The sequence below is a fragment of the Planococcus halotolerans genome, from assembly GCF_003289955.1.
Lineage (GTDB): Bacteria > Bacillota > Bacilli > Bacillales_A > Planococcaceae > Planococcus > Planococcus halotolerans.
This window is the reverse complement of record NZ_QLZR01000005.1, coordinates 178,215-200,259: the sequence shown is the minus strand read 5'-3', so window position 1 is coordinate 200,259 and position 22,045 is coordinate 178,215. Positions and strand designations below refer to the sequence as shown.

24 protein-coding genes, 8 tRNA genes and 1 rRNA gene are annotated in these 22,045 nt (G+C 45.0%); 3 read left to right on the top strand and 30 right to left on the bottom strand.

Annotated elements, in window-relative coordinates:
* The 23 genes from DP120_RS18630 to acpS all read right to left on the bottom strand — a co-directional run.
* A 16S ribosomal RNA gene (locus tag DP120_RS18630) occupies positions 1 to 59 on the bottom strand; the annotation flags it as partial.
* Positions 60 to 299: 240 nt separating this feature from the next.
* Positions 300 to 373: transfer RNA gene (locus DP120_RS13400), tRNA-Gly, on the bottom strand.
* A gap of 31 nt (positions 374 to 404) precedes the next feature.
* A tRNA-Arg gene (locus tag DP120_RS13395) sits at positions 405 to 481 on the bottom strand.
* A 15-nt stretch (positions 482 to 496) separates the two neighbouring features.
* Positions 497 to 582 (bottom strand) — tRNA-Leu (locus tag DP120_RS13390).
* A 115-nt stretch (positions 583 to 697) separates the two neighbouring features.
* Positions 698 to 772, bottom strand: a tRNA-Gln gene (locus DP120_RS13385).
* 7 nt (positions 773 to 779) lie between these two features.
* Positions 780 to 855 (bottom strand) — tRNA-Asp (locus DP120_RS13380).
* Between the two features lie 3 nt (positions 856 to 858).
* A tRNA-Met gene (locus DP120_RS13375) sits at positions 859 to 935 on the bottom strand.
* A gap of 241 nt (positions 936 to 1,176) precedes the next feature.
* A tRNA-Glu gene (locus DP120_RS13370) sits at positions 1,177 to 1,251 on the bottom strand.
* A 4-nt stretch (positions 1,252 to 1,255) separates the two neighbouring features.
* Positions 1,256 to 1,330 (bottom strand) — tRNA-Asn (locus tag DP120_RS13365).
* A gap of 239 nt (positions 1,331 to 1,569) precedes the next feature.
* Positions 1,570 to 2,022, bottom strand: coding sequence for a SprT family protein (locus DP120_RS13360; protein ID WP_112224170.1), 453 nt, complete (start codon positions 2,020 to 2,022; stop codon positions 1,570 to 1,572).
* Positions 2,023 to 2,085: 63 nt separating this feature from the next.
* The gene (locus tag DP120_RS13355; RefSeq protein ID WP_112224169.1) at positions 2,086 to 4,242 is read right to left on the bottom strand and encodes a Tex family protein; all 2,157 of its coding nucleotides are present in this window, start codon (positions 4,240 to 4,242) and stop codon (positions 2,086 to 2,088) included.
* 54 nt (positions 4,243 to 4,296) lie between these two features.
* Complete coding sequence (locus DP120_RS13350; RefSeq protein ID WP_112224168.1) at positions 4,297 to 4,896, bottom strand: PP2C family serine/threonine-protein phosphatase; 600 nt, start codon at positions 4,894 to 4,896, stop codon at positions 4,297 to 4,299.
* Complete coding sequence (gene sigB / locus DP120_RS13345) at positions 4,896 to 5,678, bottom strand: RNA polymerase sigma factor SigB (RefSeq protein WP_112224167.1); 783 nt, start codon at positions 5,676 to 5,678, stop codon at positions 4,896 to 4,898. Before sigB ends, DP120_RS13350 begins: the two co-directional genes overlap by 1 nt.
* Positions 5,656 to 6,126 carry an anti-sigma B factor RsbW gene (rsbW, locus tag DP120_RS13340; protein ID WP_033543558.1) on the bottom strand — a complete coding sequence of 157 codons (471 nt, stop codon included), beginning with the start codon at positions 6,124 to 6,126 and terminating at the stop codon, positions 5,656 to 5,658. The genes sigB and rsbW overlap by 23 nt, the downstream gene beginning before the upstream one ends.
* Position 6,127: 1 nt before the next feature.
* The gene (locus tag DP120_RS13335) at positions 6,128 to 6,457 is read right to left on the bottom strand and encodes an anti-sigma factor antagonist (protein ID WP_112224166.1); all 330 of its coding nucleotides are present in this window, start codon (positions 6,455 to 6,457) and stop codon (positions 6,128 to 6,130) included.
* A gap of 110 nt (positions 6,458 to 6,567) precedes the next feature.
* Positions 6,568 to 7,569: a PP2C family protein-serine/threonine phosphatase gene (locus DP120_RS13330; RefSeq protein WP_112224165.1), complete on the bottom strand. Its 1,002-nt coding sequence runs from the start codon at positions 7,567 to 7,569 to the stop codon at positions 6,568 to 6,570.
* 12 nt (positions 7,570 to 7,581) lie between these two features.
* Positions 7,582 to 7,983, bottom strand: a complete 402-nt coding sequence (locus tag DP120_RS13325; protein WP_071152218.1) for an anti-sigma regulatory factor — start codon at positions 7,981 to 7,983, stop codon at positions 7,582 to 7,584.
* A gap of 2 nt (positions 7,984 to 7,985) precedes the next feature.
* On the bottom strand, positions 7,986 to 8,348 hold the full coding sequence (locus DP120_RS13320) for an STAS domain-containing protein (protein ID WP_071152217.1): 363 nt from the start codon (positions 8,346 to 8,348) through the stop codon (positions 7,986 to 7,988).
* On the bottom strand, positions 8,345 to 9,175 hold the full coding sequence (locus tag DP120_RS13315; protein ID WP_112224164.1) for an RsbT co-antagonist protein RsbRA: 831 nt from the start codon (positions 9,173 to 9,175) through the stop codon (positions 8,345 to 8,347). Before DP120_RS13315 ends, DP120_RS13320 begins: the two co-directional genes overlap by 4 nt.
* 210 nt (positions 9,176 to 9,385) lie before the next feature.
* Positions 9,386 to 9,736: a type II toxin-antitoxin system PemK/MazF family toxin gene (locus DP120_RS13310; protein ID WP_033543552.1), complete on the bottom strand. Its 351-nt coding sequence runs from the start codon at positions 9,734 to 9,736 to the stop codon at positions 9,386 to 9,388.
* 4 nt (positions 9,737 to 9,740) lie between these two features.
* A complete protein-coding gene (locus DP120_RS13305; protein WP_112224163.1) occupies positions 9,741 to 10,025 on the bottom strand; it encodes a transcriptional regulator in 285 nt (94 codons plus the stop codon).
* Positions 10,026 to 10,126: 101 nt separating this feature from the next.
* Positions 10,127 to 11,242, bottom strand: a complete 1,116-nt coding sequence (gene alr, locus DP120_RS13300) for an alanine racemase (RefSeq protein WP_112224183.1) — start codon at positions 11,240 to 11,242, stop codon at positions 10,127 to 10,129.
* Positions 11,226 to 11,612: a holo-ACP synthase gene (gene acpS / locus DP120_RS13295; RefSeq protein ID WP_112224162.1), complete on the bottom strand. Its 387-nt coding sequence runs from the start codon at positions 11,610 to 11,612 to the stop codon at positions 11,226 to 11,228. Before acpS ends, alr begins: the two co-directional genes overlap by 17 nt.
* A gap of 68 nt (positions 11,613 to 11,680) precedes the next feature.
* Here acpS and DP120_RS13290 point away from each other — a divergent pair, with 68 nt between their 5' ends.
* Positions 11,681 to 12,283, top strand: coding sequence for a rhomboid family intramembrane serine protease (locus DP120_RS13290; protein WP_112224161.1), 603 nt, complete (start codon positions 11,681 to 11,683; stop codon positions 12,281 to 12,283).
* A gap of 48 nt (positions 12,284 to 12,331) precedes the next feature.
* Positions 12,332 to 12,493, top strand: coding sequence for a hypothetical protein (locus DP120_RS18510; RefSeq protein WP_165843802.1), 162 nt, complete (start codon positions 12,332 to 12,334; stop codon positions 12,491 to 12,493).
* A 17-nt stretch (positions 12,494 to 12,510) separates the two neighbouring features.
* On the opposite strand, the gene DP120_RS13285 is transcribed toward DP120_RS18510, so the two are convergent.
* The 7 genes from DP120_RS13285 to DP120_RS13255 all read right to left on the bottom strand — a co-directional run bounded on the left by DP120_RS13285 (position 12,511) and on the right by DP120_RS13255 (position 20,623).
* Positions 12,511 to 14,040, bottom strand: a complete 1,530-nt coding sequence (locus DP120_RS13285; protein WP_112224182.1) for a PH domain-containing protein — start codon at positions 14,038 to 14,040, stop codon at positions 12,511 to 12,513.
* The gene (locus DP120_RS13280) at positions 14,033 to 14,512 is read right to left on the bottom strand and encodes a PH domain-containing protein (protein ID WP_112224181.1); all 480 of its coding nucleotides are present in this window, start codon (positions 14,510 to 14,512) and stop codon (positions 14,033 to 14,035) included. Before DP120_RS13280 ends, DP120_RS13285 begins: the two co-directional genes overlap by 8 nt.
* A gap of 188 nt (positions 14,513 to 14,700) precedes the next feature.
* On the bottom strand, positions 14,701 to 16,221 hold the full coding sequence (cshA, locus tag DP120_RS13275; RefSeq protein WP_112224160.1) for a degradosome RNA helicase CshA: 1,521 nt from the start codon (positions 16,219 to 16,221) through the stop codon (positions 14,701 to 14,703).
* 331 nt (positions 16,222 to 16,552) lie between these two features.
* Positions 16,553 to 17,251 carry an alpha/beta hydrolase gene (locus tag DP120_RS13270; protein WP_112224159.1) on the bottom strand — a complete coding sequence of 233 codons (699 nt, stop codon included), beginning with the start codon at positions 17,249 to 17,251 and terminating at the stop codon, positions 16,553 to 16,555.
* Positions 17,252 to 17,269: 18 nt separating this feature from the next.
* Complete coding sequence (locus DP120_RS13265) at positions 17,270 to 18,628, bottom strand: UDP-N-acetylmuramoyl-tripeptide--D-alanyl-D-alanine ligase (RefSeq protein WP_112224158.1); 1,359 nt, start codon at positions 18,626 to 18,628, stop codon at positions 17,270 to 17,272.
* Between the two features lie 13 nt (positions 18,629 to 18,641).
* Positions 18,642 to 19,712 carry a D-alanine--D-alanine ligase gene (locus tag DP120_RS13260; protein ID WP_112224157.1) on the bottom strand — a complete coding sequence of 357 codons (1,071 nt, stop codon included), beginning with the start codon at positions 19,710 to 19,712 and terminating at the stop codon, positions 18,642 to 18,644.
* Between the two features lie 140 nt (positions 19,713 to 19,852).
* Positions 19,853 to 20,623 carry a hypothetical protein gene (locus DP120_RS13255; protein WP_112224156.1) on the bottom strand — a complete coding sequence of 257 codons (771 nt, stop codon included), beginning with the start codon at positions 20,621 to 20,623 and terminating at the stop codon, positions 19,853 to 19,855.
* Positions 20,624 to 20,781: 158 nt separating this feature from the next.
* Here DP120_RS13255 and DP120_RS13250 point away from each other — a divergent pair, with 158 nt between their 5' ends.
* Positions 20,782 to 21,969, top strand: a complete 1,188-nt coding sequence (locus tag DP120_RS13250) for an FtsW/RodA/SpoVE family cell cycle protein (protein ID WP_112224155.1) — start codon at positions 20,782 to 20,784, stop codon at positions 21,967 to 21,969.
* Positions 21,970 to 22,045 lie beyond the last annotated feature (76 nt).

Genomic DNA, 22,045 nt, shown 5'->3' with positions numbered 1-22,045 from the left:
TGCATGTATTAGGCACGCCGCCAGCGTTCGTCCTGAGCCAGGATCAAACTCTCCATTATAATAGAGTAGTTGATTGCTCAAATACTTGCTGGCGCATCGCCTGTCCGAAGACAGCGCGATTCGCTTTGATCTGCACAAGTGCTGATCAGTAATTAAGTCACGAACCCAAGAAACTCGAAGGCTGTGCTCCGATCGCCCGAAGGCGACCATCGCAAAAGCCGTTCTCGCGCCGAGGCGCTCGTGACGTCTTTCGTTGACGTTTTGCTGTTCAGTTTTCAAGGTTCAGGTAAATAAAATTTTGGAGCGGGTGGGGGGAATCGAACCCCCATCATCAGCTTGGAAGGCTGAGGTTTTACCACTAAACTACACCCGCATTAAGTTTATATTATATAGAAGAAAAAATATGGCGCGCCCGAGAGGACTCGAACCTCTAACCGCTTGATTCGTAGTCAAGTACTCTATCCAATTGAGCTACGGGCGCAATCGGAATACGCTATGGTGCGGCCGAGAAGAGTCGAACTTCCACGGGATTTCTCCCACTAGGCCCTCAACCTAGCGCGTCTGCCATTCCGCCACGACCGCATATAATTATTTTAGGGACAAATTACATTATAACCTTTCGTTGATCCTAAGTCAACAATAATCTTTGACGATCAACCGGCAATATATTTATCTTCATTATTCTACATAAGAAAAATGGCTGGGGTACCTGGATTCGAACCAGGGCATGACGGGATCAAAACCCGTTGCCTTACCGCTTGGCTATACCCCAATAAAAATGGCGGTCCCGACCGGGATCGAACCGGCGATCTCCTGCGTGACAGGCAGGCATGTTAACCGCTACACCACGGGACCATTTGGTTGCGGGGGCAGGATTTGAACCTGCGACCTCCGGGTTATGAGCCCGACGAGCTACCGAACTGCTCTACCCCGCGACAATAATATTTAAAATTGTTTTTCTTTTTATGCCCACATCTGCTTCGGCTTCGCCATCTTCGTATGGCTCGTTGCTCTACCCGCGATAATAATATATAGTGAGTTTTTTCACACTCAATGTTTCTCTCGCATTTCTACGACGTCTAACCAGTATAACACTGTACGCAATTTAATGCTTGAAGAAATCAAATATGTTATTCAAAGATAATTCATTATGTATAAATCACTTGAAAATAGAAATGGTGACCCCTACGGGATTCGAACCCGTGTTACCGCCGTGAAAGGGCGGTGTCTTAACCGCTTGACCAAGGGGCCGGAATGGCTCCGAAGGTAGGACTCGAACCTACGACCATCGCATTAACAGTGCGGTGCTCTACCACTGAGCTACTTCGGAATAATGTTTTAAGTACTTGTCGACTTTTTCTATTATAAAGAGCAGCGAGAGAATCGTCAACTACTTTTCAACAAATAAATTTAATTTTAATTTATCCGTATTTTTCAAGCCGACATAGAAAAAGAAGATCCTCATTTCGAGGACCTTCTTTTAGAATCAGCTATCATACTTCAAGCAATTTTCTCCGGCTTTCAAAATTGAAAATCACCGGAGAAAAATCGGTTGATTTTCAAAACGGATTATTTCATAGCCAGTTTACCGGCGCATCTTCCGCAGCGATATCTCTCGGTGTTCATACGGATTTTACGAGAGTAATCAGTCTGGCACGAAACGCATTGATAAATATAGCGCTTTGTCGTTTGGCGCTTCCCATTCTGTTCTATGTGGGAACAAAACCTGGGAGAGCCTGTCTGCTGTAAAAGATTCCGGAAATCTGCGTCACGGTGTTTATAGCCTTTCCCTTCCAGATGAAGATGGTAATGGCAAAGTTCGTGCTTAATGATGCCTTCCAATTCCTTGTACCCAAATTTCTCATAAGAGCTGGGATTGATTTCAATATTATGCGAACGAAGCATATAACGTCCACCGGTTGTCCGCAACCTGGAATTGAAAACCCCTTTATGGATGAAAGGCTTTTTGAATATGGTTTCAGAGATTTCCTTTATTAATCCTGTCAGTTCGTAATCAGTCATACGGATTCTCCTGTTTCATTATTATAGAAAATGGCCGTCCCGAATTGCAGAACGGCCATAATGTTAAATCTGTTCTTTCGGCTGAAGCATAGTCAATGCGATGCGGCCTTTATCTTTTTCGACCTTTTCTACCCACGCAGTCACGATATCACCGACAGCGACGACTTCGAGAGGGTGTTTGACAAAGCCTTTTTTCAGTTTCGAGATGTGGACGAGCCCATCTTGTTTCACACCGATGTCTACAAATGCGCCAAAGTCGACAACATTGCGGACGGTTCCCTGGAGTTCCATCCCCGGCAGCAAGTCTTCCATTTTCAAAATGTCATTTTTCAATAGAGGCTGCGGAAACTCATCACGTGGATCGCGGAATGGTTTTTTTAACGCATCCAATATATCCTGTAATGTGATTTCGCCGACTTCCAGTTTTGCTGCAAGCTCTTTCGTATTTAACCCATCAAGTTTGTCGGCTGTCTCCGGCTTGCCAACGTCTTTTTTATCGGCACCGACCATTTCCAGCAGTTTTTCAGCCACGGAATAACTTTCCGGGTGGATGCCTGTAGCATCCAAAGGATTTTTCCCTTCTGGAATTCTCAGGAAGCCGATTGCCTGCTCATAGGTTTTTGCACCAAGACGCGGAATTTTCTTCAATTGAACCCTCGAAGTGAAGCGTCCGTTTTCATCGCGAACTTTGATGACGTTTTCAGCCACCGTCTTACTTAACCCTGCTACATACTGCAGCAATGAAGAAGAGGCTGAGTTTACATTAACCCCTACTTGGTTTACCGCTGTTTCTACTACAAATGTCAGCTGGTCAGCCAGTTTCTTTTGAGATACGTCGTGCTGGTATTGTCCCACACCTACTGCTTTTGGATCGATTTTCACCAATTCCGATAGGGGATCCTGCAATCGGCGTGCAATTGAAGCTGCACTGCGCTCTTCCACCTGAAGATCAGGGAATTCTGCCCGGGCGATGTCCGATGCAGAATAAACACTGGCGCCCGCTTCATTGACAATGACATAGGACACATCCGAAGAGTTTTCAGAGATGAAATCTGCCACAAATTGTTCCGTTTCCCGCGAAGCCGTACCATTTCCGATGGCCATAATCTCAATAGGATACTTATCAGTAAGGCGTTTCATGGCCTTTTTCGCGCCTGCCTGGTCATTTTTAGGGACATGAGGATAAATAACAGCCACTTCCAGTAATTTACCAGTCCCATCAATGACAGCTAATTTACAGCCTGTCCGGTAAGCGGGGTCTACCCCCAATACCATTTTGTTTTTCATCGGCGGCTGCAGCAATAGGTTCCGCAAGTTTTCCGAGAAGATATGAATAGCCTGCGTTTCGCCTTTTTCACTGAGTTCATTTCTGATTTCCCGCTCCACTGAAGGCTGGATCAGACGTTTGTAACTGTCTTCTATCGCTTGTTCCAAATAAGGCACCGTACTTCCGGAACCTGTTATCCACTTTCTTTTCATCAAAGTGAGGATCCGGTCTGCCGGCGGATGGATCGATACTTTCAAGACATTTTCCTTTTCGCCGCGGTTAATCGCCAAAATACGGTGAGGGACGATTTTCTGAATCGCTTCTTCGTATTCATAATACATTTCAAAAACCTGTTTTTCATCGTCGTGTTCTTTTTTGACAGAAGTTGCGATAATACCGTCTTTTCTCGTCATATAACGGATTTTTTCACGTATATCCGCATCATCAGCAAAAAGCTCAGCTAAAATATCCTGTGCCCCTTGAAGCGCTTCTTCGCCATCTGCCACATTTTCGCCCACGAATTCGGAAGCTTTTTTCAGCACATCGCCGTTGCCGCCTTCATAAAGCCAGTCGGCTAGCGGCTGCAAGCCTTTTTCTTTTGCAATAATCGCTTTCGTGCGTCGCTTTTGTTTATATGGACGGTATAAATCTTCCACTCTCTGAAGAACTGTCGCTCCCTGAATTTCTTTCTCCAGCTCAGGAGTCAATTTTTCCTGTTCATCAATTGAACGGATGATTTCTATTTTTCGTTGTTCAAGATTTTGGATATAAGCATAACGGTCATCGATCGCTTTAATCTGCACTTCATCAAGTGAACCGGTTGCTTCCTTACGGTAACGGGCTATAAAAGGGACCGTATTGCCGTCTTCGATCAAGGCAATAACCTGCGCCACCTGATTCGGGCGTACACCAGTCTCTTTTGCAATCAGGCTTTGAATTTGTTGTGATTCCATCAAAACACTCTCCTTTATTTCCATTTCATTTTAACACAGAAAAAAGAAGCCAACTCATTTGAGAAGGCTTCCGGTTATGAATGTCGCATCGTCACCTGTTTGAATCGTGGTGAGAATATCATAATATAATTGTTCAGGAAATCCTGAACGGCGCATCAAGGTTTTGGGATTGCGTAATTCCACTCCATCCGAGTGGATAAGGAATAAATCATCTTCCACATAGGTATAGAGTTGAGTATGCAATTTTTGTGGCCGCCCCGAAAGATATCCCATCACCGGAAGCGGATAAATCATTTCATCCGTTCCTTTGCGGTAAAGGTAAAACCGAATATTCCCGACACAGCTGTATTCAAGGGTCTTGCTTTTAAAGTCCACTTTGAAGATGGCAACCGCTGCGCCTCTCTTCTGCACCATCAAATCATTAAAACGGTTCATCAGACTGTCAATCGATTCGTGATGATGTTCTCTCAGAATTTGAGGAATGACCTGTGAAGATTCTCTCGCAACAGGTCCGCTTCCCAAACCATCGGCTACGGAGCAAATAAAGTAATCATCGGTGAGCACTGTATGATAGCTGTCCCCGGATTCAAAATTTCCTTTTTTCGCTTCGTTGAAGATACAAGCGTCAATATATTGGTGACGAATTTTTTCCACTACGAAACGCCACCCGCCGCTAATATGGCTTCCTGTAATTTCTTGATGGCTTTGCGCTGAAGGCGTGAAACATGCATTTGCGAAATGCCAAGTTTATCGCCGGTTTCTTTTTGGCTCAGCTGCTCTATGTAGGTGTATTGGATGATTTGCTTTTCACGTTCAGAAAGCACATTCATCGCATTTGCCACCAACATGCGCTGATCCGCTTTTTCATAACCATCGTCTTCTTGCCCGACAACGTCAAATAAAGTCACGGTGCTTCCGTCTGAATCGGCCTCCAAAGAATGGTCCATGGAAAGAGCTTGATAGCTTTTGCCCATCTCCATTGCTTCCAGTACATCGTCCTCATCTACATCAAGGTATTCAGCAATTTCCCAAACTTGGGGAGAACGCTGAAGCTCGCTTGTCAATACTTCTACAGTCGCTTTGATTCGCGGCCCTAATTCCTTGATTCTCCGAGGCACATGGATCGCCCAGGTCTTATCCCGCAGGAACCGTTTGATTTCACCGATGATTGTCGGTACCGCAAACGCTTCAAAACTGCGGCCAAATGAAGGATCATATCGTCTGATTGCACCCAAAAGCCCAAGCATACCCACTTGCGCAATATCCTCGTGGTAAGATTTACCGTTAGAGTATTTTCGCGCAATGGATTCCACGAGGCGTTTGTAATTATTCACTAGATTAGTTTGGGCTTCCTCATCCTCATTTTTCTGATAAGCCTCAATCCATTCCAATACCTGCTCTTTGGTAGGCTGATTAGGATGAGATCGTTTCGACATCCTCTTCCACCTGCTCTCCTCCAACATACTTTGTCATGAAGACCGTTACGCCTTCCTGATGATGGACTTTTACTTCATCCATTAATGTTTCTATTAAATACAGGCCAAGTCCTCCTTCACGAAGAAATTCTCCTTCAGCCTGGTCATGGTATGGGCCGACTTTGGCTTTGGTTTCCTCAAAGTCGAAGCTCTGACCGTGGTCAGCAACCATTATTTCTATTTTATCTCCATAAAGAGCGCAGCCAATTACAACTTCGCCATCTTCATCATCACTGTAAGCATGTTGAACAGCATTTGTAACAGCTTCACTTGAAGCGATCTTCAAATCTTCAATATCATCATAAGAAAAGCCGATTCGGCTGGCCAGTCCAGATATTGTCAATCGTGCAACACCGACATATTGGGATTTAGCAGGGACACGCATTTCAACATAATCGAAAGGACGCATGTTAATTACCACCTTTTCCAGCTGATTCGATATCCATGATATCACCTAAGCCGGTAATATCGAACAGCCGTTTTAAGCGGGCTGACAGGCCACTCAATTTTAAGTGCCCGCCCTGGGAATTAACTGATTTATAAAAAGCTACAAAAACTCCAAGCCCGGTACTATCCATATAATCTACATCCGAAAGATCCAATTCGGCATCCAACGATTCTACATTTTGATATGGTTCCAATTTCTCACGCAAAACTGGTGCTGTGTGTGCATCAATTTCTCCGCGAATATGTCCCTTCAGGACTTTATCCGACTCTTGCAAATCAACTTGAATATTCATCTTTTTGACACCCCGTTTTTCTATGATTAACGTAAATTTAAAAATAAACAAAAATTAAAAAAGCCACTGTAAGTTTGTTTACCACATTGCTGTGGCGGTTAAACATACAATCAGACTTTTTTATAAATAACTAATGTAAAGTCATCGCTTAATTCTGCATTTTGCATGCGAACCAATTCATCATAAACATACTGGACTATTGTTTGGGCAGGCTCATCTTTTTTCCGCAGGATTAATTCATTGATTACCTGACGGTCAATGAACCCCTCTGCTGTCCGGCCTTCCGTAACTCCATCTGTCATTATGACGACCATATCATCCTTATTCAGCTTCACTTCTTTTTCTTCATAAGTTGCCATCGGAGAAACTCCAAGCAGCAGCCCTTTTACTGTAAGTTCTTCGAATTCCCCGGTTTCCGCCCGGTAAAGCATCGCCGGTTCATGGCCTGCTGATCCATAGGTCAAAACACCGCTTTCCGCTTCATATCTTCCATAGAACATGGAGACGAACATGAAATCGTCGACACTTTTCTCAACGATGCGGTTAATGGTGCTCAACACTTCACGCGGAAATGACATCGAATCGTTCAAACTGTCCATACCAAATTTGACCATGGACATGCATAAAGCCGCCGGGAGGCCCTTACCGATTACATCGGCTACTGCAATTCCGGCGCGCCCTTCTTCATCACTGATGAAATATATGTAGTCTCCATTCATTTTACGCAATGGCACAGAAAGCAGACCGATATCCAGACCCTCAAGAGACGGCATCGTTGTCGACAGCAAGGTTTCCTGGACGTTGGCAGCCAGATCCATTTCCATCCGCAACTCTTCCTGTTTCTGTAAAAGGCTTTGGCGTTCCTGAAGAGCCAGCCCGTAATTGATCATCATTTCAATCAGGAAATCAAAAGAATGCCAGACAGTTTCCGGCATATCTTCATATAATTCCTGCATTGCTGCTTTGTGCATACTGATGACATCTTCCGGAGAGGTGTTTTCAGAAATCAGCTGACGGCTGAAATTTTGTCCGACATAAAGATTCTGTTCGGATTGCCGCTGCATATATTGGTTCAATATTTCCTTGTACTGACTACCGATTTTTTGAACCATAAAGAATTCCCCCTATCGAAGCCACTTGGTAGCTCTTATATCTGTCCCTTCACCTAGGGTTGTTTCTATCTTAAAGTCATCCATCAATCTTTTGACACCCGGCAGACCCGCCCCGAGGCCACCTGAAGTGGAAAAGCCATCTTCCATTACTTTGCGGACGTCCGGTATTCCCGGTCCATTATCTGCTGCAATTATCAAGATGCCATTGATGCCGTTTTCTGTCAGACGCTGGATTTCAATTTTTCCCTGTCCAGCATATAAATAAATGTTGCGGGCAAGCTCGCTGATTGCCGTTGTGATACGAGCCTGGTCTACTGTGCCGAAACCCAACTCTTTAGCCACATTGCGGCCGAGTTGTCTGGCGGCTACAATATCCCATTCTGTTTGAATTTCCACTGAGGATTGGTTGCTCATCTTTAAGCCTCCAATTCCAATTGAAGTTTATCCAAACCGTTTTCTAAATCCAGTGCTGTCATGACATCTTCAAGTCGAATTCCTAACTCGATCAAAGTGATAGCAACTGCCGGCTGGATACCTGTTATAACAACTCGCGCTCCCATTAAGCTTGACATGCTTATAACGTCTCCCAGAACTTTAGCGATGAAAGAATCGATGAAATCAATTGAAGTCAAATCGATTACTACACCCCGGGCACTCGTTTCATGCAACTTTGTCAATAAATCTTCCTGGAATTGTATGGCAGTCTGATCGTCCAATTCCCATTGAATCGAGACAATCAGCGTATCTCTCAATTTTAATATCGGTATACGGACATTCATTCTTCATCAACCTCCACAATTTTTCGATTTGTCCAGGCCAGAGCCTGTTCAACGCCGCGCTGCAAGGTGCTCGTTGTGGTGAACTCATTCAAATTAATACCCAGTGTAACAATCGTTTGGGCGATTTCCGGCCGGATGCCGACCAGCATACATTTCGCTCCGACCAAACGGACAGCATCTGCAGCCTGAATAATGTGATGGGCAACCATTGTATCAACTACCGGAACACCGGTGATATCCAGAAGAATTACTTCTGCACGATGTTTAACCACGCCTTCCAGCAGATTTTCCATAATCAGGCGGGCGCGTTCTGTGTCAATTGTTCCTACAAGCGGCATAACCGAAACCTTATCAAAAACCGGAATCAATGAAGCGGAAAGTTCCTGCAGGGCAATTTTTTGAAGACTTACAGTGCGTTCCCAAGTTTTCGAATATGTATCGATGGTGCTGTCGCGGATAGGCGTTATCCACTTGTTGAATTCTTCAGTAAAACCGCGAAGATTTTCATTGGTGATAATGCCGTCTCTTTCCATGCCATTGAAGACAATTTCTCCGAAATGATTGATGGCTTTCGTGACAAATGTGATCGACCAGCCGTAACGCACTACTTTTTCTGCGAAATCATTCAGGCGGCTTTCATATGCCTGATGGCTCTCCAATAAATTGGATGTCATGAGTTCTGCAAATTCCCTGCTTGTCTGATCCATCAATTCAGCAGGCATCACTTCGAATGAACGTTCACTTTTTTCATTCTTCATCATTTCCTGCCAATTTGAGATAATTTCAGTCATGTTCTCTTGAATATATCTAGCCATTTGCTTATTCATGTTTTTAAGGATCCTCCTTGGGCTGTTGCAACTCTCTTTACATTCCCCAGTACTGCTAATTCTTTCTTTTTAAAGTTCTCTATCTTTTATTGTATCGGAAATATGCATTTTGCACATCTTTTTTATCCCCTTTTCCAGATTTAGAGGGGCTATATTGCAAAAAACATCCGAAGAAAAGCTTCTTCGGATGTTTTCATGGTGTATGTATACTTAAAACTTAACAAGTCCAACACTGATTTCCAGCGCCTCGTCTACTTTTTCCATCAAGGCTTCATCGAGTTGGGTAATTTTATCCGTCAGCCGAGATTTATCGATGGTCCGCAATTGTTCCAGCAGTATTACTGAATCCCTTTCGAAGCCATATTTCTTGGCATCGATTTCCACATGGGTCGGGAGCTTGGCTTTTTGGATCTGAGCCGTAATCGCCGCTATGATGACGGTTGGGCTGAATCGGTTTCCTATATCATTTTGTATTACCAGCACCGGTCGGGTTCCACCCTGCTCTGACCCGACCACTGGTGATAATTCCGCAAAAAAAACGTCTCCGCGTTTTACAATCAAATTGTCACCCTCCGCTTACGAGTCGCACGGTCATATGCTCCGCTTCGTATTCCACATGAGAACATTCACATGAAATCGATAGATTGATCTGTGACATCTCCACGTAGCCCTTGATCATTGCTTCCCGAATATGATTTGAGTCATACATATTTTTCATAACACGCTGAGTGGAAACGTAAATATAATCTCCGTCTTCCTGAACCCGTTCATCTGAATGTGTAGTAAGTTCTGAAATCAATTGTTTTGGCAGTTTCACGACTACCTCTTTTGTCTTGGATCTCTCGTACACAGCTGACACCTCCGGAATACCGTTGTTCTCTCTGGTCTTTGTTTCTATTTTATAATCTTAACATCCCGGAGACCTTATGGAAAGATAATTCTCGAAGTTCTTTATGCCCCAATATAAAGTCTTGGGACGCGTTTAGTCAAAATACACGGGATCTCATAGGGAATCGTACCCAGTTTTTCCGCCCATTCATCTATCAAGATTGTGGTTCCTTGCTGAGAACCAAGCAATTGCACCTTTTCCCCCACTGGAAATTTTCGAGGGAGCCGTATCATGCACTGATCCATGCAAATGCGGCCCACAATCGGCATACGCTGGCCATCAACCAGCACTTCCTGTCCCTGAAGGCCACGGATCAATCCATCTGCATAACCGATCGGCAACGTCGCAATCCACTCATCTTCCACACAAGTGTAGGTCGCGCCGTAACTGAGCGTTTCACCTTTCTGTACCTTCTTCACATGGATGATTTCCGTTTCCAGGCTCATCGCTTGTTTTAATTCGAGGGGCATTTCACGCTTCACATATGCTGAAGGTGCAATCCCATATATCGAAATGCCGGCCCGCACTGCATCGAAAGCCAGTTCCGGGTGCATGATTGCTGCCGCACTGTTTGAAACATGGAAAACCAGATTGCCGCGGTTCCATTTTTTCTTGATGGTGTTAATTCTTTCGACCTGTTTCAGGAATAAAGGATGGTCCCCCTCATCTGCGGTTGCAAAATGCGTATACAAACCTTCCACTTGAAAAGGATGCTGTCCGACAAATTCAAAGGCCTCCTCAGCTTCCTCCGGCTGAAGGCCGATGCGGCGCATTCCCGTATCAAACTTCAAATGGATTTGCAGCGGACTGCCGGCTTCCATTTCCTTCAGTTCTTTAGCAGCCTCTTCCAGCCATTCCAGCGAGTAGGCGGTCAAATTGATATTCCGCGAAATCGCCTCAGGGATGAAATTAACAGGTGAAGCCCCCATTACAAGAAGCTCCGCCTCAATTTTGTTCTTTCGTAAATGCAGCGCTTCGTCGGGCGTCGCCACAGCCAGCATGGACGCGCCGCTTTTCAATGCCTGACGCGCAACTTCCAGTACACCATGTCCATAGGCATCCGCTTTAACGACCGCCATCAGCCTTGCGCCGCCCGCCCTCTCCTTCAAAGCACGTATATTATGATCAATTGCTGCCAAATCGATTATTGCTTTTGTCGGTCTATAGTTGGTCTCCATCATTTTCCCCCGCCTGTATCTTTGATTGCAGCAGAATCTGCGCTGCCGCGTATTCCTTCGTATGTGTAATGGAAATCAAACCCTCTTCTTCGTCCTGAAAATAAACGGAAGGTTTACCATTCAAATCTTTTCTTATTTCAATATCCTTGAACGCGCAAACTTTGCCGATCCCTGTTCCTTTCGCTTTGCCGAAAGCTTCTTTTGCAGCGAAACGCCCTGCAAGGAATTCAGTTTTCCTGTTGGCGGACAGCAATTCGTATTCCGCTAATTCGTTGTCGGTCAACACGCGTTGGCGAAATTTCGCCGACTTGCTGTCAAGCCGCCTGACGCGCCCGAGTTCGACAATGTCCAAGCCGATTCCAGTAATCATAGATGTTTCTCCTTTCAATCGTAAACAGGAAAAAGGTATAATAATCAGTATGAAACAGAGGTGACGAAATGTTTATTCGCAGAGAAAGTTTTTCCGAGTATATACGCTTGTATCCTGTCGTATCCACATTGATCGCGATTAATGTTTTGATACATATTTTAACATGGATTCCTCTGCTCGGTGATATTATCAAAATTTACGGCGTCGGTTACAATCGACTCATCGCTGAAGGTGAATGGTGGCGTTTCATCACGCCGATGTTCCTGCACGGTGGGATGATGCACCTGCTGTTCAATATGTTCTCGCTGTTCCTGTTCGGCCCTGAGCTTGAGCGATTGACCGGCAAAGTGCGATTTATCACGGTTTATGCGCTGGCTGGACTATTCGCGACTGTGGCAACTTACTTCCTTCAGCCGCTGGAATATCTGCACGTCGGCGCCAGCGGAGCAATCTTCGGTGTATTCGGTGCATACGGGGCATTGTTGTATTACGGTGGCCGCGCGCTGCCGCAATTAAAGCAGATCATTCTTCCGATTCTGGTTATCAGCGTCATCATGACGTTCCTGACGCCGAACATCAATGTCACGGCGCATATTGCGGGGATGATCACCGGTTTCCTCATTGGTCTCGGATTCTTCCACCCCAAACGCATTGTCAGCTGGAAAAAATAAGAAATGCGACAGCGCCCGTTCAGCTCCGACAGGCAAGAGATAGACCAAATGGAATTTGGGATATCACTTTGCGACGAAGCTAGCGCAGCGATGCAGGAGCATTTGGGTTTTGATGAACTTCCGAAGCGGCGTTCTTTGCCACACAGGAAGGGCAGCTGGAGTCCGAGGAGTTGGGCAGCTGGAGTCTGGACACCGACAACCGAAAACTAAATAAAGGTCAGCCGGAGCTATTCCGGCTGACCTTTTTGTTTGGCTGAAATCGGTGACGGATGGTACCAGTCGAGAATGCGGGTGGCATCATCTTTCTCCATATAATTGATGCGGGCAGAGTAGCCGAGCATCCCGGATTTGATCGTCGCCTGGATGGAGGCGAGATCTCTCTTCCGCTGGAAATATGTTTGCAGCACATTGACCGCCTGTACCCGCTTTTTCCAGACGAAGAAAGTGTGTTTGCTGAAACCCCTGAATTCCATCGTCAGTTGCCGGCCTGTCAATGCATACCCTGTTGTGCGATGCTGCCAGATGCCTATTAGAATAACTGGCGGCACAATCAGCAGCGACAGCAAACCATAAGGGAAAAAGAAATAGCTCAGGAGGCCGATTACCGGCAGCATCCACAGAAAGTCGAGCCGATAGTAAAAATGGACGCTTCTTTTCGGCGCTTTCGTCAATGCCGGCTGAAATTCCATGTCCGGGAACAATTCAGTTAGAATCGGCAGCATCCGTGCTGTTTTAACAAGTGGGAACAAACGGATCTTTTCATCTTTTCCACCCATCGATCCGCCTGCACTTTCAACCGTTACTACTGCGTAGCCGAATAATTCCCGAAGCGGATTTCTTGAAACTTTTATTCCCTGAATGCGTTTGAAAGGCACGGAGATTTTTTTCTTCTCAAGCAGGCCTCTAGTGATATAAATATGGTCATCATCCACTTGGATGGTGAATTGATAATTCGCCAGCAATGTCAAAATCACTGAAATGATCCAGGCAATCAGAAGTCCGGCGAATATTGCCAAAGCCACGATGAGATAACCGAAACGCAGAAACAGCATTACTTCTTCGTAGATCGTTTCATATGGGATCAAGTCGCTGAACTGTGATAAAAATACAGCGACCGCGGATATGACTACACCTATCCCGCCGGAAGTCGTCGCAAGAATCAACAATTCCTTCATCGACATGCGGTAAAGGGTTTTCAATTCTTTCTTTGGTACATTGGTTTCTTCGACAGATTCTTCAACCGCTTCATGCGGACCCATGGATGGAACGACCCGGTGTTTTGCATTTTCCATTTCCTTTTCAATCCGATCCGCATCTTCACGGTTGATTGCCGTAAGTTCCGCTTCGGCTTCCCCGACTTTGCCGGATCCGGCAGTTTCGACGCGAACTTTTACAAGGTTGAACGGGCGGTGGAAGATTCCTTCTGTATAATTGAGGCTTTGAATCCGTTCAAAAGGTATGTACCTTTTCTTTTTCACAAAAAGACCGTATTCAATACGTAATTCTCCATCTTCAAACCAGTAGACAAACCGCTTCCATTTAATGATTCCAATCACCAGCGAAAATAATATAACCACTAAACCGATTAATAGAGGCAACAGACCGATCCATCCTTGGCTGAACATGGCACTGATGCCGCCATCCCTGAAAATATTGACACCGAAAATCACGATAAACGGAATGATTAATTCCTTCAAACTTTTCATAAAATTAATAAAAGCCGAAACGGGGTGCAATTTATAACGAATGTCAGACATCATCTTCCGCCACCCTTGCCAGCGCCGAAATCATGCCTCTCAGCTCATCAGCTTCAGCGGTAATCAAAGCTGGAATCGTGTGCGTAGTCGCAGCTGTGGAAATAGAAATTTCAGCCAAATCGTAACGCCGCAGAATCGGTCCCTGTTCCGTGTCCACGTGCTGCACGCGTACCATCGGCACTAAAGTGCGTGTGACGATGAATAAGCCATGCTGCAACTCGATTTCCTGTTCCCTCACTTCATAACGCCAGCGTTGCCAACGGATTTTCGGAAACAAGTAAATCAGCAGAAAAGCAAATAATAAAATCACACCGCCATAGACGGCATACAACCAAACCGGCCATTCAAAGAAATAAGTGAGAGCAGCTGCACCGCCCGCCAATAGTGCAAGAACCGCAGTTTCAATAATGCCATAAAGCCGCCAAACCGTTAGTCCTTTTCTTGATATCCTGTTTTTCGGCTGATCATTCATATCAGACTCCCCATTCATATCAGACTCCCCATTCCATTGTTCTTAATCTCAGTCTTTCACATTCTTCTATACGATTCAATAGAAGGAATGTTTCGGAGGGTTTTATTTTAATGAAGCCCAGACCATTTTAACGCAAAAAAATAGCCCGCCAGCAGTTTCCTGCTGACGGGCTATTTAAAAAGTTGATCTTAAGATTCGTGGCGGCGAGTACGTCCTGGACGTCCTCCACCAGTTCCACCGGATCCGCCTTCACGGCGGCGGCTAGCGCCTGAGCTTGCGCCGCGGCTTGCCGGACGGCCTGAGCCTGAAGAACGGTTGCCTTTATAGCCCCCGCCGCTTCCGCTGCGTGATCCACCAGATTTTCCTTTGTAGCCTCCGCCACCGCGTGATGGCAATGGACGCTCTTCAGAAATAGAAACTGGAACATCTTCCGGTTCTTTAGTCAATGTTTTGAGAGCTGCTGCAATCAAATCAACTGCGTCATGCTTTTCAAGCATTTGAGTCGCGAACTCGCGATAGTCACCAAGATTGTTTTTATCTGTCATTTCAATCAGTTGTTCCATTGCGACGCGTTTTTGGCCAAGTACGGCTTCATCAGCAGTCGGCGGAACCAATGCTTCCATTTTTTTCTTCGTCGTGCGTTCAACAATGCTCAAGTAGCCCATTTCACGAGGTGTAACAAACGTGACTGCGACTCCTTTTTTACCTGCGCGGCCAGTACGGCCGATACGGTGAACATAGCTTTCCGGATCTTGAGGAATATCAAAGTTGTATACGTGTGAAACGCCTGAGATATCAAGTCCGCGGGCTGCTACGTCAGTTGCTACCAAGATATCAACTTTGCCTGCTTTGAATTGCTTCAATACAGACATCCGTTTTGCCTGGCTCAAGTCACCGTGAATTCCTTCAGCTACATAGCCGCGGATATTCAAAGCTTTAGCCAACTCATCAACCCGGCGCTTTGTGCGTCCGAAGATGATTGCAAGTTCAGGTTGCTGAACATTCAAAAGACGTGAAAGAACGTCGAATTTTTCGCGTTCAACAGATTTAACATAAAATTGTTCGATGTTTTCAACTGTCATTTCTTTTGATTTGATTTTAACGATTTCTGGAGTCTTCATGAATTTCTCTGCAATTTTGCGGATAGCATCCGGCATTGTTGCTGAGAACAACAAGGTCTGGCGAGTATCTGGAACACTTGCCATGATTGTTTGGATATCTTCGATGAAGCCCATGTTCAACATTTCGTCCGCTTCGTCAAGGATCAATGTGTTAACGTTGTCCAATTTAAGCGTACGGCGATTTATATGGTCCAAAAGACGTCCAGGTGTACCAACGATAATTTGTGGACGGTTTTTCAGTGCACGGATTTGGCGGCTGATTTCTTGGCCTCCGTATACTGAAAGAATGCGCACGTTTTTATCCTGACCCAATCTGTAAAGCTCTTCTGAAACCTGGATTGCCAATTCGCGTGTTGGCGCGATGATCAATCCTTGTACATTGCCGTCTTTAGTGTCGATTTTTTCGATCAACGGAATACCGAATGCAGTTGTTTTACCAGTTCCCGTTTGGGCTTGTCCGATAATGTCCTTGCCTTCCATACCTAAGCGGATTGTACCTTCTTGAATCGGCGTTGCTTCTTCAAACCCCATGCGTTTTACGGACTTTAAAGTTGTTTCGCTGATATTTAACTCTGAAAATTTAACCAAATTTTTTCAATCTCCTTTTGTCTTCATCTTATTAACAAATGGTACACATTTTAGATGAATTGTGACAAGGTCGAGCCTTTATGAGGAAGTTTCACGTCGAAAATCATACTCTGTAGTTATAAGTCAGAGGGATGTGTGAACAGAAAAAGCTCGGGCTTTGCCGAGCGGTCTGATCGGCGGGTGTTTCATGCCCAAAATATGAACAAACCGTTTTGCTCAAAAAAATACTCTTCACAGGGAAGAGTGTCTCAAAAATGTATCCATTGCTCTAAATAGAATAACACGCTTTATAAGCACTTGCAATCAATACGCAAAGGTTCCATTAATCAGTTTATTCATGTGGTTTGGCCATGAATGCCAAAACATGCGCAAACCATTCTTCGCAATCGTCGCTGTAGCATATGAGATGTTGGCCGTTATCGGAATGATAAATTTCTTTTTCGACAGAACCGAGTTGATTGTAAATATGTTCGGCAGCCGTCATCGGAACAATGCCATCCTTTTTCCCCTGAACGATGCAGACCGGCTGCGTCAATTTATCGTAATATGGTTCTACCATTTTCACCACCCGCAGAAATTCCAGGGCTGAAGTCACCGGGGTGTTCAATAATTTATACTCATACAGATGAAAAAGCGGATTTTGCGCAAGCCGCCCTTTAACAGCGTCGGCAGCAGCAACCCGAACTTCTTCCAGCAGCTGTCCGGCACTGATGTATTTAACAGCTGCACTCAATAAAACCAATTTCTCAATTTTATAGCGCATCGCCAGATACATCGCAATAAGGCCGCCCATCGAAAACCCGACGATGATCACCCGGTCCGCCTGCTTTTTCAACTCTTTAAGAGCCAGTTCAGCCGCCATCATCCAGGATTCTGCAGACTTATGCTTAAGGTCCAAACTGCCTCCGTGGCCGGGCAGTGTCGGTATTTTCACCAGCCAATCCGTTTTCTCTTCTATATAATCGGCAAACGGCTGCACTTCGAAAGGGCCGCCTGTAAAACCATGAATCATCAAAACTCCGATTTTCAAAGTACTTCCTTCTTTCAGTCAGTCCTCCGTAAAAGGTTCAATGATGTTTTCAAGAGCCATTCCGCGCGACCCCTTCACTAAGATGACGGATTTTGCAGATATCGATTTTCCAAGAAAATCGATAATCGGCTGGTAATCATCTTTGCTCCAAATCAATTTTCCTTCAAACGAGTCCTGAAGTTTGGTATAAAGCCATTCCATACGTGGACCATACAGGCAAACACCGTTGATCTCAGAATTGATGGATTTCTCGATGGCTTCATGATATTCCCGCTCCTGATCGCCAAGTTCCAGCATGTCGCCGAGCACAACCCATTTATCTTCTTTCATCGTCGTTTCGCGAATAAAATTCAACGCCGCTTTCATAGAAGAAGGTGCTGCATTATAAGCATCATTGATGAATGTAGCTCCGTCTTTTGCAGGAATCATCTGCATGCGCATATCAGTCAATGCTGCGTCTTTAAGGGATTTCCGGATGTCTTCTTCCGTTAATCCTGCTTCCAGCGCAATTAAAATCGCCGACAAGGTATTTTTCACCTGGTGTTGACCGAGAACCGGAATGGTAAATGTGGCGTCGATAATGCCGCTGACCATGAAAGTGCTGCCGTTTTCAGTTGCCCGGATATCGGTCACCGTCAATTCGTTATTATCATCAAAACCGAACGAAACAGCTTGCGGGAAGTTTTCCACAAAAGGTTTCAGCAGCGGTTCGTCGCCATCATAGAACAACTTGCCATGCGTTTCAAGGCCGGCTGTAATTTCGAATTTTGCCTGGGCAATTCCTTCGCGTGAACCAAGATCCTGCATATGCGCTTCACCGATATTGGTGATGACTGCATAATCCGGCCGAGCCAATTCGGATAAGAATTGAATCTGGCCAAATCCGCTCATCCCCATTTCCAGGACTGCGAACTTCGTATCTTCCTCCAGTGACAGAATCGTCAGCGGCAATCCCAGTTCATTATTAAAATTCCCTTGGGTTTTCTGCACTTTGAAATAAGGCTTCAGCACGCTTGCCACCAAATCCTTTGTCGAAGTTTTGCCGTTAGATCCGGTTATTCCGATGACTGTAACAGCCAGTTCATCGCGGTAGGCCCGCGCCATTTCCTGCAGCGCTTTCTGGCAGTCGTCGACGATCAGAATCGGCAAATCATCCGGAGGCGACGGCTCATCCCGCTGCCAAAGTGCTGCAGCTGCCCCTGCTTCGATCGCATGGCGCACATACAGATGGCCATTGACCTTTTCACCGCGGAACGGCACAAATAGATCCCCAGCTTTAAGCGTCCGGGTATTAATCGAAACGCCGGTGATTTCTATGCCTTTTAAATTCGTTTTAACATCCAGCCATTTGGCTACTTGTTCTATCGTCTTTTTCATTAGGTTTCTCCACTCAATCCATTTTTACTTGTAGTAATTGTTTTTCCTCATAGCGTTCAATCGCAAGATCGATCAGTTTTTCAATTAAATCCGGATAAGCCAGACCGGTGTTTTCCCATAATAACGGGAACATGCTGAACGGCGTAAATCCTGGAAGAGTATTGACTTCGTTGATCAAAATATCGTTGTCAGCAGTTACGAAAAAGTCTGCGCGCACAAGACCCGAACAATCCAATATTTTGAATGCCTTCTTGGCAGAAGCCGTCAATTGCTCGTAGACTTCTTCCGGGAGTTCGGCCGGAATGATCATGGCCGTGTTGCCGTCCTTATATTTCGCCTGGTAATCATAGAACGCTTTTAATGGTTTAATCTCACCGGCCACTGAGCATACCGGAGCATCATTGCCAAGTACGCCGATTTCAATTTCACGGGCATCGACACCTTGTTCAACGACGATTTTACGATCGAATTTCAAAGCCTCGTCAACAGCCGCAATCAATTCCTCTTCGTTCTCGGCTTTGTTGATGCCGACGCTCGATCCAAGATTTGCCGGTTTCACAAAAACCGGCCAAGTCAATTCAGCGGCGATTTTTTTCACCAATGCTGCTTGTCCGTTTTTCCATTCTCTTCTTATAAAATACACGTAAGGCGTCTGTTTCAAACCAGCAATCTCAAATAATTGCTTCATCACTACTTTGTCCATGCCTGCTGAAGAAGCCAATACACCATTGCCGACATATGGAAGGTTCATTACTTCGAGCATGCCTTGCACTGTGCCGTCTTCGCCATTAGGGCCGTGCAGTAAAGGAATAATAACATCTAGACCTTTTTCCGGTTCTGCCGGAAGAAAACCCGAGATATCGTTTGGTGCCGCGCTGTCCTGTTCCAGCTGCAATTGCTCTATACTTCCTGCCGGTCCTTCAAGGGAAGCGCCTTTACGCCATTCCCCTTCCTGGGTAATGTAAACAGGGTATACTTCGTATTTCTCAAAATTCAAGGCTTTCGTAACTGCCTGTGCCGTCGAAAGGGAAACTTCATGCTCGGCGGATTTACCGCCATATAATAAACCGATTCTTTTTTTCATCCCAATAAACCTCATTTCGTTTTCCAATATGCTCTAGTTTATCACGAACACGATTAGACGAAAAATTTTTTCCCGCCTGTACCGAAATAAAAAAGCTGCCGAAGTTTATCAGCAGCAAATGGACAATCTTTTCAATTCGATTATTTCCATTGTTTAAGTTTGCGGTCGTAGACTACTTTCCGCTCAACTCTTTGTTTAGTGTATTCATTGATATCTGACCAAAAGTCATCCATAAAAGAGATTTCTTCTATCTGGCGGATATGCAATTCCACCGTATTCTTTGTTTTTTCAGGATCTGCAAGAGAGATCAGGATCCCTTCGCGGTAATACCCCTTCATCTCCTTCAGAAGTTCAGGTGGCAGATCAGGAATCATATCTTTCGATTTGCGCCGCCAAAAATTCTGGCCATGGTCTTCCCGGCGAATCAATTGGATAAAATAATTCCCGACCAATTCGTTCAGGCGTTCCAGATTACGGAAGTATATTTTGGTTGTCTGCTCACCTTCGCTCGACAAGTAAACAAAATCGTTTAGTAGGGTCGAATAAAAAGGCGGCCGCATCGGCTCTTTCTTATGGCCTATATATAAAAGTTCTGCTTGTTCCTGAGGTGTCAGGGAATTGACTTGTTTTTCACTGCGGAAATCAATCCAGCAAAATTCACCTTTCTTAGTGGCCCGGGACTTGCGCAGTTCCGGAAATTCCTCCTGAGAAGCAAACTCCATTTGAGTATGCATATTATATGAAGCATCCTGATACGAATGCTTCAGCAGCAGCAGGTTCTTGGGCATTCTCATTGCATCCATAAACTGGGCGAAGGTCAGGCCACTGAACAAGGCAAATTGGTCAGCATCGTTCAAGTAGATGTAAAGATGCTGAACATAATGTTCTGTATTATTCACTTTCTTCACCATTTCCTTCACTCCATTCTTCCCTTATTATACGGGTAGCCATATTAAATATGAAACATCTAAGCTCGATTGGCGTCATTACTTTTGTAATGCGCATAAACTGTAAGAATAAGTTATAATGTAAACCGACTCTCAATTATAAAAAGTACAGGTGAACTCAAATGCAGACAAATAAAAGCTTTGCCGACCGGATTGACTGGTCGCTCGCTTTCATATTATTCCTTTTTTTCGTCGTCAGTCTGATTGCAATCTCTTCTGCGCAGACTTCGGGCCAATACGCTGTTAACTTTGTCCCCCGCCAAGGCTTATTCTATATAATTTCCATCTGCATGATCGGTGTTCTGATGTATTTCGAACCGGAACAATACAAGAAAATGGCTTATTACCTTTATGGCTTCGGTATTCTTTTGCTGATCCTTTTGATGATTGCACCAGAAGGACAAGGGCAGATCGGTGAACCGGTAAACGGCGCGAAAGCCTGGTTCCATACCCCTTTCGTTAATATCCAGCCGGCTGAATTCATGAAAACCTTCTATATACTCGCTCTGGCAAAAATGATTTCAGCCCATCATGAGAAAAATGCACTGAAAACAATTAAAACCGATTTGTTTTTATTAGCGAAAATAGGCTTTTTCCTCATGGTTCCACTGGCATTCATCCTTCTGCAGCCCGATATGGGGACAGCGCTTGTATTCATCGCCATTACGCTGGCAATCATTGTAGTCGCGGGCATTTCGTGGAAAATCATTCTGCCGAGTTTCGGCGGCGTTGCTGTTATCGGCGCGACCTTGTTATGGATGACCCTTAATATGCAGGAATTTTTAACAAATACATTCGGTATCCAACGATACGCCTTCGCTCGTATTTATACGTGGCTTGACCCGTACTCGTACGCGGATGGAGAAGGCTATAACCTGATTGCCGCCATGAATGCCATCGGCTCAGGTGAAGTTTTCGGAAAAGGTTACCAAGGGCGCGAGGTTTACGTGCCGGAAAATCATACCGATTTCATCTTCACCGTCATTTCGGAAGATTTTGGCTTTATCGGCGCCAGTGCCGTCATCATTCTCTTCTTTATGCTGATCTACCATTTGACGAAGATTACGCTTCAACTGAAAGACACTTTCAGCACTTATGTTTGTGCAGGAATTATTGCCATGGTGACATTCCACGTATTCCAAAACATCGGAATGACCATCCAATTGCTGCCGATCACTGGTATACCACTGCCGTTTATCAGTTACGGCGGGAGTTCACTGATTGGGAACATGCTGGCAATCGGCATCGTCTTTAGTATGAAGTTCCATCACAAAACCTATATGTTCGGCAATGATAAAGAAGACCAATAAAAACTCCGACGCTGCTCTGGCGTCGGAGTTTTTATATAAGATAAGAAGAATAGCTTTTTCAATCAAAAAAGCACTG